The sequence below is a fragment of the Phycicoccus sp. 3266 genome (assembly GCF_031456495.1).
Lineage (GTDB): Bacteria > Actinomycetota > Actinomycetes > Actinomycetales > Dermatophilaceae > Pedococcus.
The window spans coordinates 1,507,590-1,520,129 of the sequence record NZ_JAVDUW010000001.1; the positions used below are offsets into that span (position 1 = coordinate 1,507,590).

A 12,540-nucleotide genomic window follows, 5' to 3' on the forward strand; every position below is an offset into this window, starting at 1 on the left:
GGGGTCGACGGCTCAGCGCAGCTCGAGGGTGCGCGCGATCGGCACGCCGGCGCGGTACGACAGGTGCACGTGTGAGGGTGCGTCGAGCACTGCGAGGTCAGCCCGCGCACCCACAGCGATGCGCCCGATGTCCGTGCGCCGCAACGACTTCGCCGACCCCGCGGTGGCGGCGTGCACCGCCTGACCCGGTGTCAGGCCCATCTCGCGGACGGCCAGGGCGATGACGAACGGCATCGAGCTGGAGTAGCAGGTCCCCGGGTTGCAGTCGGTCGCGAGCGCGATGCTGACCCCGGCCCGCAGCAGCCCCTCGGCGTCCGGGTACGGCGACCGGGTCGAGAACTCGACTCCCGGAAGCAGGGTCGCCACGGTGGTGTCCGAGGCGTCGGCGAGGGCGTCGACGTCGTCGCCCGACAGGTAGGTGCAGTGGTCGACGCTCGCCGCCCCCAGCTCGACGGCCAGCTGCACGCCGGGGCCGTGGCCGAGCTGGTTGCCGTGGACGCGCAGCCCGAGACCGGCGTCGCGACCGGCGACCAGCACCGCACGTGCCTCGTCGGCGGTGAACGCGTGCGCCGAGTGCGGCTCGCAGAAGACGTCCACCCACCGGGCGTGCGGCGCCGCCGCCTCGAGCATGGGGCCGGTGACGAGGTCGAGGTATGCCGCGCGGTCGGCGGCGTACTCGGGCGGCACCACGTGCGCGCCGAGGAACGTCGTCTCGCTCGTCACCTCGGCGGCCAGCCGCAGGCCCCGGGCCTCGTCCTGCACCGTCAGGCCGTAGCCGCTCTTCACCTCGACGGTCGTCGTACCCTGCGACCGCATCTCGGCGACCCGGTCGGCCAGCAGCCGGCGCAGCTCGTCGTCGCTCGCGGCCCGGGTCGCCGCCACCGACACCCCGATGCCACCGCCGTCGTAGGGCGTGCCCGCCATGCGCGCGCTGAACTCGGCGCCGCGGTCACCGGCGAAGACCAGGTGGGCGTGGGAGTCGACGAACCCAGGCAGCACCGCCCGGCCGTCCACGTCGACGACCCTGTCCGCTGAGGGCGCCGACGCGGCGGCACCGACCCAGGCGACCCGGCCGTCCTCGACCACGAGGGCGGCGTCCGTCCGCAGGCCGAGCCCGTCGGGCCCGGTGCCGTCACAGGTGGCGAGCTCACCGATCCCGGTGACCAGCGTGCTGCCGACCCGGCCCTCGCCGTCGGCGGCGTGCCTGCCGTGGCGGGACGCGCCCTCACGGGTGGTGGCGTCGCCACCCGGGGCGGCCCCGCTCCTGGGCTGCGGCCCGCTCATCGGTGGTCCCGGACGGCGGCGAGCGACGACCCGAGCAGCTTCGCCACGTCGCCGAGGCGGTGCCTGCCGTCCTCGACCACCGCTCGGCCCGCCACGACGACCGTGTCGACGTCGGCGCGGGTGGCGGAGTAGAGCACCTGGCCGGCCTTGGACCCCACGGTGCCCACGGTGTCGAGCCGGACGGCCACGAGGTCGGCGAGCGCCCCCGCCTCGAGCCGGCCGCCGTCGGACCAGCCGAGGCAGTCGTAGCCGCGGGCCGTGGCCACGTCGAGGAGGTCGTCCGGGGCGAACCGGCCGCGCTCGTTGCTGGCCAGCCGCTCGTGCATCTCCAGGCCGCGCGCCTCCTCGAAGGGGTCGATGACGGCGTGCTGGTCCGAGCCGAGCGACAGGCGTGCCCCGGCCTCGGCGAGGGCGCGCGCGGGACCGATGCCGTCGGCGAGGTCGCGCTCGGTCGTCGGGCAGAAGCAGGCGGTCGCCCGGGCCGCACCGAGCGCGGCGACGTCGCCGTCGGTCAGGTGGGTGGCGTGGACCGCGGTGAAGCGGTCGTCGAGCAGGCCGGCCTCGGCCAGCAGCTCGGTCGGGGTCGCGCCGTAGTGGACCTGCGTGGCGAGGTTCTCGCCGGGCTGCTCGCTGACGTGCGCGTGGACGACCCGGCCACGGGCGAGCTCGGCCATCGGCGCGAGCTGGTCCCGGGGCACGGCGCGGACGGAGTGCACGGCCGCCCCGATGCGGGTCGTGTCGTCGCCCTCGAGACCCGCGACCCGCGCCGCCCACGCGTCGACGTCGCCGTCGGAGAAGCGCTGCTGCACGTCGTCGAGGGGCAGGTGCCCGTCACCGCTGAGGCCGCCGGCCAGGTAGCAGGTGTCGAGCAGGGTCAGCCGGACGCCCGCCTCGCGCGCGGCCGCGACGAGCGCGTGGCCCATCGCGTTCGGGTCGGCGTAGGGGCGGCCGTCGACTCCGTGGTGCAGGTAGTGGAACTCGCCGACGACGGTCATCCCGGCGAGCGCCATCTCGGCGTAGACCGCCCGGGCGAGCTCGAAGTAGGTGTCGGGGTCGAGGTGCCGCGTCACGGCATACATCTGCTCGCGCCAGGTCCAGAAGTTGCCGCCGCCCGCGTGCGTGCGGCCGCGCAGGGCGCGGTGGAACGCGTGGCTGTGCGCGTTGGCGAGGCCGGGGAGGACCACCCCCGGCAGGCGGACGTCGCCGTCGCGCGGACGGGTGCGCGGGGTGACCGAGGTGAACCGGCCGCCGGCCTCCTCGATCCGCACGTCGGTCGCCAGGCCGTCGGGCAGCCAGGCGTGCTCGGCCCACCAGGTCGTCATGCGGCGTCCCCCGCGAGGTCCTCGAGCACCGCGGCGAGCGCCGCGACGCCCTCGAGGCAGTCGGACAGCTCCGCGTGCTCCGCGGGCGAGTGCGAGACGCCGGTGGGGTTGCGGACGAAGAGCATGGTCGAGGGGATGCCGGCGTTGGCGAGGATGCCCGCGTCGTGCCCGGCACCCGTCCCCAGGACCGGTATGCCGCCGAGCCGGGTCTGCAGCCGTGCGGACAGGGCGGTGTCGAAGACGGTGGCGGGGGTCCACGACTCCTCGGCGACCTCGCCGCCGGACTGCTCGACCATGGAGCGGATGTCGGCCACCGCGCGGCGGACCGCCCGGGCGCTGGAGCCGCGCGCGTCGAGCCAGCCGGTGACCCGGCTGGGGATCGCGTTGACCCCGCCGGGCGTGACGGCCACCTTGCCCACGGTGGCGACGCAGCCGTGGGTGACGGCCGCCTCGCGGGTGGCGAGGACGGCGGCGGCGTAGCCGAGCATCGCGTCGTGCCGGTCCTCCAGGCGCGTGGTCCCGGCGTGGTTGGCCTCGCCGCCGAAGTCCATCCGCCACCGGCCGTGCGGCCAGATGTCGGAGGCGACCGCGACGGGGTGGCCGAGGTCGACGAGCCCGCGCCCCTGCTCCACGTGCAGCTCGACGAACTGCCCGACGCGGGCCAGGGTCTGCTCGTCGCGGCCGATGCCGTGCGGGTCGCGGCCCGCGGCCTGCAGCGCCTCGGCCATCGAGACACCGTCGACGTCGCGCAGGCTGCGCGCGCGGCGGGCGGTCATGGCCCCGGTGATGACGCGCGACCCGGCGCAGGCGACACCGAAGCGGGCGCCCTCCTCGTCGACGAAGTTCACGACGCCGATGGGGCGCGAGGGCTCGAAGCCCCTCTCCTGCAACGCGTCCACCGCCGCGAGGGCACTGACGACACCGAGCGGGCCGTCGAACGCGCCCCCGTCGGGCACGCTGTCGAGGTGCGAGCCGGTGACGACGCCCTTGCGGCCGCGGCGCACCGCCTCGTCGGGGTCGCCCCACCACGCCCACTGGTTGCCCATGCGGTCCTCGGTGAGGTCGAGACCGCGGTCGGCGCACTCGCCCGCGAACCACTCGCGCAGGTCGGCGTCGTCGCGCGTCCACGCGAAGCGGCGGTAGCCCCCCGAACCGCCGTCACGACCCACGGGCTCCAGCGCGGCCCACATCGACTCGAAGCTCACGCAGGTCCTTCCTCGGGGGCGTCGCGGCGGCAGCCTGGTGGAGGTCCAGGCCGGGACCAGACCATTGCACACCAGGGGCGGCCCGCGCACCGGGGGTGGCGACCCCGGATGTGTCTCGGATCGCAGACCGGACGTCGGGTGGAGCACGCCTCCCCGGCGGACCGGTCTCGCCTCACTAGGCTGTGTCGCCGGAGGGCAGGGCAGGAGGTTCGGGTGCACGGCGTGACCAGCGCGGACGTCGCGCGCGACAGCGGCGTCTCCCGGACGACCGTGAGCTACGTCCTCAACGACACCCCCGGCGTGCGGGTGTCCGAGGAGACCAGGGCTCGGGTGCGGGCCTCGGCCGACCGCCTCGGCTACCACCCCTCCGTCGCCGCCCGCACGCTGCGCACCGGCCGCAGCGACCTGGTCCTCTACGTCCTGCCGGACTGGCCGCTCGGGCCGGCCGTGGACACGCTGCTGGACCGGCTGGCCGGCGCGCTGGCCGAGCGCGGCCTGAGCCTGCTCGTCCACCACGCGCGGTCTGGGAGGCCCCTGCACGAGCTGTGGCGCGCGGTGACCCCGCGCGCGGTCGTCGGCCTCCAGGCGTTCAGTGCCCGCGACCGGGACGCCATGCGCCGGGCGGGGATCCACGTCGTCGCCTCCTCCATCTCCGGCGACGTCCCCGACGTCTTCGCCGCCACCCAGCAGGGCATCGGGCGGCTCCAGGCCCGTCACCTGATCGACCGCGGCCACACCCCGCTCGGGTATGCCGCGCCGACCGACCCGCGCGTGCGCGCGTTCGCCGAGCTGCGGCTCGCCGGGGTGCAGGCCGTCTGCGAGGAGGCCGGGCTGCCGGCGCCCGTGGTGGTCCCGCTCGAGCTCGCGCAGGGCGCGGCGCGGGCGGCGGTCCGGACGTGGCGCGAAGCGGCGGTGGCCGGCGTCGCGGCATACAACGACGACGTGGCGCTCGCGGTGCAGGCGGGGGCACGGGCGGAGGGCGTGCCGTGCCCGGACGGCCTCGCGGTGGTGGGTGTCGACGACATCCCGGCTGCGCGCTTCGCGGTGCCGGCCCTGAGCACCGTCTCCCAGTCGCTCGACACGCAGGCCGAGCACCTCGCGGCGGCCGTCGTCGCGGCCCTGGACGGCAGCGAGTCCGACGGCGAGGCCCTGCCGGACACGCTCGACCTCGTCCAGCGCGGGTCGACCTGACAGTGGCGTCGGGCTGACAGTGTGGTCGGGCTGACAGCGGCGTGGGGCTGACAGCGGCGTCGGGCGGGGACCGGGGTGGAACCGGTCCTCGCCCGACGCGTCCCACGCCGGGCCGACCTCAGGGGTCGACCCGGCCGGGGGTCTGGCGGCGCCCGACGTGCTGCCGGGCGCCTAGGGCGCCCGGCCGCCTAGGGCCGGGCGCCGGGGTCGTGACTACGGGGTCGGATAGTCCTCCACGTAGACCGGGACGCCGACCTTGGTCGTGTCGGCTGCCGCGCCCACGCCGTTGACGACGTGGTCGAGCGTGCCTGCGTCGAGGTTCACCGTGAGCAGGTGGTGGAGACGCACGCCCGGAGTCTGCGGCACCTCGAACGCGTTCTCGGTGTGGATCGAGGGGTTGTTGCGGTTGTAGACGTAGGAGCCACCGCCGTAGAGGTGGTGCGTCCGGACGCCGTCGGCGACCTTGTACGCCGCCCAGCCGCGGATCCCGTCGTGGTCCCAGTCGGCCTGGGTGGGCGGGTCGTACGGCAGCTCGTTCTGGAAGAAGATCGTCGTGCCGCGCTCGCCGTTCCACACGACGTTGTGCTGCTGGAAGTGCTCGACGAACAGCCCGGTGGCGGTGACGTCGTCGCCGTTGACGACCACGCCCGTGCGCCCGGTGTTGGTGCGCCAGCGGTCGGTGTCGCCGCTGACCCCGGCCGTGAAGGGCTCCAGGCCGTGGTCGGCGCGCCAGACCCAGGTGTGGTCGATGAGCACGTCGTCGCTGTTGACCTCCAGAGCCGTGTCGGTGCGGCCGATGTGCGGGCCGCCCACGCGGAAGTACACGTCCGACAGGGTGGTCGGGTCGTTCGCCGCGTCGTGGGCGACACCCTGGTTGCCGTTGCGGGTGCCGACCCGGAGAAGGGCGGGCGACTCGACGGTTCCGGCGTCGATGGTGACGCCCGCGACGACGACGCCCGGGACGTCGGCGACGGTGAGCGGCACCGCTCCGCCGACCGATGTCAGGGTCGCGTGCCCGAGGCCCAGGACGACGGTGTCGGCGCGCTTGACGCTGATGCTGCGGTCGACGTCGTAGACGCCGGGCATGAGCAGCAGGTCGCGGCCGCGCGCGAGCTGGGCGTTGATCTCCTGCACCGGCGTGGCCGGCGTGGCCAAGAAGAACTGGTCGAGGGGGACGGTCCGGCCGGGCGTCATGCCGGCGCCCCAGGAGATGCCGCGGCTGTCGCGCTGGGCGCTCGGGACGCGCACGGCATACCGGCCCTGGCCGTCCACGAAGAGGTAGGGCTTCTCGCGGCTCACCGGGGTGCGGTCGAGGGTGGTGTACGGCGGGTTGGGCCAGCCGGCCTCGGTGGGGGCGCCGACGACGCCGGAGAAGACGGCGTTCCAGACGCCGTTGCTCCAGCCGGCGACCTCGCTGTTGCGGGTGAACCACTGCTGCTGGGAGCCGTTGATGGTGAACGGGATCCGCGAGTCGGCGATGAAGCCACCACTGGCGTACTGCGGGCCGGCCGTGCAGTAGTCCATGAGCGAGAGGTTCGAGCCGGAGATGTCGACCCGGCGCATCGAGACCGCCTGGGAGACCGCCCAGAAGTTGGCCGAGGCGCGGCAGCCGTCCTGCCCGGCGCCGTCGATGTGCAGGGTCAGGTTGGACAGCGTGCGCCAGAAGTTGTTGAGGGCGACGCAGTAGCTGGTGCCCCCGCCCTCGAGGCAGCGGTTGTAGACCTCGATCTTGCCGTTGATGGTCACGTCGCCCGGCGAGGCGCCGAGGCCGGCGATCTCGGTGTAGTAGCCGACCTTGACCTGCAGCGGCTGGGCGGCGGTGCCGTACGTGCCGGGCGAGAAGAGGAACGCGTGGCGGGCGGTACCCATCTCGTTGTCGACCTGCTTGGCGGCGAACGCGTCCAGCGTCGACTGGATCTGCGACACCGGCATGCTCGGGTCGAACACGGTGACGGCCGGGCCGAGGTCGGGCGCCGAGGGGTTCGTGGCAGCCGGGGCAGCCGGGACGGCCGGGGCGGCCGCGCCGGCGCTGGGGGCGACCAGCCCACCGAGAGCGAGGGCCGCGGCGACGGCGAGGCCGAGGGTGGCCGGGCGGGGACGGGCTGATCGGGAGCGCGCGCGCAGGCGCGGCAGGACGCTGTCGGACACGGCGGACCTCTTCGTCGAGGGGAGTGGTGACTCGTGTCACCCACGGTGCAGCGTGGCCGTCGGCCCCTGCCGTGTCAAGGGAGCGTCCGGCGCCGGACCGGGCGGGCCGGTCGGCACGGGAGCCGCGCCGCCGGCGGGAGCCGGCCCCTACGCTGGCGCCATGACGGGGAACGGAGCAGAGCGGGCCGCCCGGGCCCTGGCGGACAGCGGCATCGAGCACGCCATCACCCGGCACGGGCCGGTGCGCTCGCTCGAGGAGGCGGCCGCCGCACGCGGCCTGGAGCCCCGGGACGTCCTCAAGACGCTCGTCGTGCGTCGTGGCGCCGACGACTACCTCTTCGTGCTGGTGCCGGGCGGGCGCGAGATCTCGTGGCCGAAGCTGCGCGCCCACCTCGGGGTGAACCGGCTGTCGATGCCCGACGCCGAGACGGCCCGCGACGTCACCGGGTACGTGCGCGGCACGATCACGCCGTTCGGCTCGACGCACCCGTGGCCGGTCGTCGCGGACAGCTCGATCCTCGGCCGGCCGGTGTCGATCGGTGGTGGCGACCACGGCGTGGCCGCCACCGCGCAGGCCGACGACATCGTCCGCGTCCTGCAGGCCGACGTCGCCGACGTCACCGACCCCGCCGACTCCGCCTGACCGAACCTCCCCACCGGGCGCCCCGCACCAGGGCGCCCACCGGCACCGCGACCTGCCCCCGCTCGCGCGCACGAACCTCTGCTAGCAAAAGTTCGTGCGCTCAGCAGAGGATCGAACCTGTGCTGGGAGCGCATTCCTCTGCTAGCAGAGTTTCGTGCCGGAGGCTGCCGCCGGCTCAGCCCTCGCGCATGGGGATGCGCACGCCCTGCTGCTCGGCGGTGTGCTCGGCGATGTCGTAGCCCGCATCGACGTGGCGGATGACGCCCATCGCCGGGTCGTTGGTGAGCACGCGGGCCAGCTTCTGCGCCGCGAGCTCGGTGCCGTCGGCGAGCGAGACCTGCCCGGCGTGGATCGACCGTCCGATGCCGACCCCACCGCCGTGGTGGATCGAGACCCAGCTCGCCCCCGAGGACGTGTTGACGAGCGCGTTGAGCAGCGGCCAGTCGGCGATCGCGTCGGACCCGTCGAGCATCGACTCGGTCTCGCGGTACGGGCTTGCCACCGACCCCGTGTCGAGGTGGTCGCGGCCGATGACGATCGGGGCGCTGACCTCGCCGGTGCGGACGAGCTCGTTGAACGCCAGCCCGGCCTTGTCCCGCTCCCCCTGCCCGAGCCAGCAGATGCGGGCGGGCAGGCCCTGGAACGCGATCCGCTCCTGCGCACCCTTGATCCAGGTGTGCAGCCGCTCGTTGTCCGGGAACAGGTCGAGCACAGCGCGGTCGGTCGCGGCGATGTCCTTGGGGTCACCGGAGAGCGCGGCCCAGCGGAACGGGCCCTTGCCCTCGCAGAACAGCGGGCGGATGTATGCCGGGACGAAGCCGGGGAACTCGAACGCCCGGTCGTAGCCGCCGAGCCGTGCCTCGTCGCGGATCGAGTTGCCGTAGTCGAAGACCTCGGCGCCACCGTCCTGGAACTCGACCATCGCCTGGACGTGCCTGGCCATCGACGCCCGGGCCCGGTCGGTGAACTCCTCGGGCTTCTTCTCGGCGTACTCGTGCCAGTCGCCGAGGTCGATCCCCTCGGGCAGGTAGGACAGCGGGTCGTGGGCCGACGTCTGGTCGGTGACGATGTCGATGTCGACGCCACGGCGCAGCAGCTCGGGGAAGACCTCGGCCGCGTTGCCGACGACGCCGACCGACCAGCCACGCCGCTCGGCCTTGGCGCGCAGCGCCTTCTCGACGGCGTCGTCGAGGTCGTCGGCCACCTCGTCGAGGTAGCGGTGCTCGACGCGGCGGTGCAGGCGGGCCGGGTCGACGTCGACGATGAGGCAGGCCCCGCCGTTGAGGGTGACGGCGAGCGGCTGGGCGCCGCCCATGCCGCCGCAACCGCCGGTCAGGGTCAGTGTGCCGGCGAGCGTGCCGCCGAACCGCTTGTCGGCCACCGCGGCGAAGGTCTCGTACGTGCCCTGCACGATGCCCTGGGTGCCGATGTAGATCCACGACCCGGCGGTCATCTGCCCGTACATCGTCAGCCCGAGGTGCTCGAGCCGCCGGAACTCGGGCCAGGTGGCCCAGTCGCCGACGAGGTTGGAGTTGGCGATGAGGACGCGCGGCGCCCACTCGTGGGTCTGCATGACGCCGACCGGCCTGCCGCTCTGGACGAGCATCGTCTCGTCCTGCTTGAGCGTCGACAGCGTGCGGACCATGGCGTCGAAGGACTTCCAGTCCCGCGCGGCCCGGCCGGTGCCGCCGTAGACGACGAGGTCGTCCGGCCGCTCGGCCACCTCGGGGTCGAGGTTGTTCATGAGCATCCGCAGCGGGGCCTCGGCCCCCCAGTGGGTGGCGTGCGTGAGGGCGGTTCCGCGCGGGGCGCGGACGGGGCGGGCGCCTTCCATGGTGGTCTCCTTCGTCGGTCGTGCGGGGTCTTTGCGCGATCTCGGCGGGCAGGGCCGCGGGGAACGCTCAAAGACCTGGGTCGGTAGGGTCCTGTCGGTTGGTCGGTATGCCGTGGTGTCAGTCGAGGGGGCCGGTGACCGACTCGGCCGCGGCGACGGCGGCGCCGCTCGCGACGAGCTGCACCGCGACCTCGATCTCGGGGGCGAGGAAGCGGTCGGTGCCGGGTCCGGCCGCACCGGCCTCCCGCAGGGCGCGGACGACCGCTGCCGTGGCGGGTGCGGGCTGCAGCGGGGCCCGCAGGTCGAGGGCACGGGCCGCGGTGAGCAGCTCGATCGCGAGCACCCGGGTCAGGCCGTCCACCGAGCGGCGCAGCTTGCGGGCCGCGGACCACCCCATCGAGACGTGGTCCTCCTGCATGGCGCTCGAGGGGATCGAGTCGACCGAGGCGGGAGCCGCGAGGCGCTTGAGCTCGGAGACGATCGCCGCCTGCGTGTACTGGGCGATCATGTGGCCGCTGTCCACGCCCGGGTCGTCGGCGAGGAACGCGTGCAGCCCGTGGTTGCGCGCCACATCGAGGAACCGGTCGGTGCGCCGCTCGCTGATCGAGGCCAGGTCGGCAGCCACGATCGCGAGGAAGTCGAGGACGTAGGCGACCGGCGCCCCGTGGAAGTTGCCGTTCGACTCGACGCGGCCGTCCGGGGTGACGACCGGGTTGTCGACGGCCGACGCCAGCTCGAAGCCGGCCACCGTCGCGGCATACTCCACCGTGTCGCGGACCGCGCCGGCGACCTGGGGCGAGCAGCGCAGGGAGTACGCGTCCTGGACCCGCGTGCACGCCTCAGGGTCGCGGTGGCTGTCGCGGATGGCGCTGTCCTGCAACAGTTTCCGGAGGTTGGCGGCGGATCGCGCCTGGCCCGGCTGGGGGCGCAGGGCGTGCAGGTCGGCGGCGAAGACGTCGTCGGTTCCGAGCTGCCCCTCGACGCTCATCGCGGCGGTGAGGTCGGCGACGGTGAGCAGCCGGCGCAGGTCGGTGATCGCGAGCACGAGCTGGCCCAGCATGCCGTCGGTGCCGTTGATGAGGGCCAGGCCCTCCTTCTCGCGCAGCTCGACCGGGGTGATGCCGGCAGTGGCGAAGGCCTCGGACGTGGGCATCCGCTCCCCGGCAGCATCCCGGACGACGCCCTCGCCCATGAGCGCGAGCGCGCAGTGCGAGAGCGGGGCCAGGTCACCGGAGCAGCCGAGCGAGCCGTACTCGTGGACCACCGGGGTGATGCCGGCGTTGAGCATCGCGACGTAGGTGGAGAGCGTCTCCTCGCGGATGCCGGTGCGGCCGGTGGCGAGGGTCGAGATGCGCAGGAGCATCAGCGCCCGCACGACCTCGCGCTCGACCTCCGGACCGGAGCCGGCGGCGTGCGAGCGCACCAGCGAGCGCTGCAGCTGGGCGCGCAGCTCGACCGGGATGTGCCGAGTGGCGAGGGCGCCGAACCCGGTCGAGACGCCGTAGTGGGGCTGGGTGTCGTCGGCCAGCGCCTCGACGACCCCGCGGGTGCGTCGGACCTCCTCGAGCGCTGCGGGGTCGAGCTCGACCCGCGCGTCTTGGCGGGCCACGGCGACGACGTCGTCGAACGACAGCGGCCCGGTGCCGACGAGGACCGTCGCGACGGAGGGGGACGTGGTGGTCATGCCCTCCATTGCAGCCGAGCCGGGGCGCGGCGCACAGCCACGGCGGCGGCATACCGTCTCGCATCCGAGACCGACCGTCAGGGCCCCGCCGCGCGTCGCGAGTGGCCACGGGGAGGCCGCCAGCGCTCGGGTGGCAGCTCCCGGCCCCTCGTCATCGGCGCCCGCGCCCTGTAGGTTGCGCCCACCGCAACGGAGGGGGAACCGGTGTTCAAGAAGCTCAACGACGCCCGCAAGGCCATGAGGGACGGGCCCGGGCTCACGGCCCAGCTCGCACCGGACGACGCGGTGGTGGTGGACGCACCCGCCGACTTCGCGCTCCCGGCCGTCGAGGCCGCCCTGCGCGGCGAGCACGCGCCGGCCGCCGAGCTGCTCGCCTGGACCCGGCAGAACCAGGCCTGGGGCGACCGCAGCCACCTCGTCTCCACGCTCGGCCAGGCGTCCCTGCAGGCGCCGCAGTGGCTGGAGGCCTGGCGGGCCGAGGCACCCGACGACCCCGACCTGGCCGTCGTCGCCTCCCGGCTCCTGGTCCTGCAGGCCTGGGAGCAGCGCAGCCACGCCCGTGCCAAGGACGTCACCCGGGAGCAGTTCGAGGCCTTCCACACGACGCTCGCCGACGCCACTGCGCAGATCCAGCGGGCGGTGGACCTCTCGCCGGGCGACCCCGAGCCGTGGGCCCTCGCCATCGTCCACGCCCGCGGGCTCGAGGCTCCGGCCGACGTCCTGCGCGGCTACGTCGAGACGCTGTGGGAGGTCGACCGGTACCACTACGAGGGCACCTCGCAGGCGATGCAGTTCCTGGCGAAGAAGTGGTTCGGCTCGCACGAGCAGATGTACGCGTTCGTGCACGAGGCGGTCGACGGAACGCCGGCCGACGCTCGCATCCAGGAGCTGCCGCTCGACGCCGTCCTCGAGCACCTCGCCGAGGACCCGTCGACCGCGCTGACCCAGGACCCCGCCCGGGTCGAGGACGCGGTCCGTCGCGGGCAGGCGTACGTCGAGGCGAACGCCGACGCCGGTCACCACCTCACGGCGCAGACCCGCAACCTGCTCGTCCGGGTGCTGTTCCACCTCCACCGGTTCGACGACGCGTACGACCAGCTCGTCGCCGTCGGGCCGCACGCGACCGAGTTCCCCTGGGGCTACTGGGGAGACGCGCGAGAGGAGTTCCTCACCCACCGGCGGCACGTGGTCACCAAGAAGGCCACCGGGTCATGACCGCGGGCGCCCGG

The 12,540-nt window shown here is 74.4% G+C and carries 9 protein-coding genes; 3 read left to right on the forward strand and 6 right to left on the reverse strand.

Translation table 11 applies throughout. The features are described from left to right. Window positions 1-12: 12 nt before the first annotated feature. Genes hutI through J2X64_RS07265 form a run of 3 tightly spaced genes read right to left on the reverse strand, consistent with a single transcriptional unit; the run spans window position 13 to window position 3,796 of the window. Window positions 13-1,284, reverse strand: a complete 1,272-nt coding sequence (gene hutI / locus J2X64_RS07255; protein WP_310151680.1) for an imidazolonepropionase — start codon at window positions 1,282-1,284, stop codon at window positions 13-15. After that, complete coding sequence (locus J2X64_RS07260; RefSeq protein ID WP_310151683.1) at window positions 1,281-2,606, reverse strand: formimidoylglutamate deiminase; 1,326 nt, start codon at window positions 2,604-2,606, stop codon at window positions 1,281-1,283. Before J2X64_RS07260 ends, hutI begins: the two co-directional genes overlap by 4 nt. Beyond that, window positions 2,603-3,796 carry an allantoate amidohydrolase gene (locus J2X64_RS07265; RefSeq protein ID WP_310153153.1) on the reverse strand — a complete coding sequence of 398 codons (1,194 nt, stop codon included), beginning with the start codon at window positions 3,794-3,796 and terminating at the stop codon, window positions 2,603-2,605. The genes J2X64_RS07260 and J2X64_RS07265 overlap by 4 nt, the downstream gene beginning before the upstream one ends. A gap of 228 nt (window positions 3,797-4,024) precedes the next feature. Between J2X64_RS07265 and J2X64_RS07270 the strand changes: the two genes are divergently transcribed. Next, window positions 4,025-5,002: a LacI family DNA-binding transcriptional regulator gene (locus J2X64_RS07270; RefSeq protein WP_310151686.1), complete on the forward strand. Its 978-nt coding sequence runs from the start codon at window positions 4,025-4,027 to the stop codon at window positions 5,000-5,002. Between the two features lie 213 nt (window positions 5,003-5,215). Here the strand turns inward: J2X64_RS07270 and J2X64_RS07275 are convergent, their stop codons facing one another. Further along, window positions 5,216-7,150: a glycosyl hydrolase family 28-related protein gene (locus J2X64_RS07275; RefSeq protein WP_310151688.1), complete on the reverse strand. Its 1,935-nt coding sequence runs from the start codon at window positions 7,148-7,150 to the stop codon at window positions 5,216-5,218. A gap of 160 nt (window positions 7,151-7,310) precedes the next feature. Between J2X64_RS07275 and J2X64_RS07280 the strand changes: the two genes are divergently transcribed. Then, entirely contained in the window at window positions 7,311-7,793 is a 483-nt protein-coding gene (locus tag J2X64_RS07280) for a YbaK/EbsC family protein (RefSeq protein WP_310151691.1), read from the forward strand. A gap of 175 nt (window positions 7,794-7,968) precedes the next feature. Here the strand turns inward: J2X64_RS07280 and hutU are convergent, their stop codons facing one another. Both hutU and hutH read right to left on the reverse strand, forming a co-directional pair. After that, entirely contained in the window at window positions 7,969-9,627 is a 1,659-nt protein-coding gene (gene hutU, locus J2X64_RS07285; RefSeq protein WP_310151694.1) for a urocanate hydratase, read from the reverse strand. 118 nt (window positions 9,628-9,745) lie between these two features. After that, entirely contained in the window at window positions 9,746-11,311 is a 1,566-nt protein-coding gene (gene hutH / locus J2X64_RS07290; RefSeq protein ID WP_397444018.1) for a histidine ammonia-lyase, read from the reverse strand. A 204-nt stretch (window positions 11,312-11,515) separates the two neighbouring features. On the opposite strand from hutH, the gene J2X64_RS07295 reads away from it, so the two are divergent. Beyond that, window positions 11,516-12,526: a hypothetical protein gene (locus J2X64_RS07295; protein ID WP_310151701.1), complete on the forward strand. Its 1,011-nt coding sequence runs from the start codon at window positions 11,516-11,518 to the stop codon at window positions 12,524-12,526. Window positions 12,527-12,540: the final 14 nt, after the last annotated feature.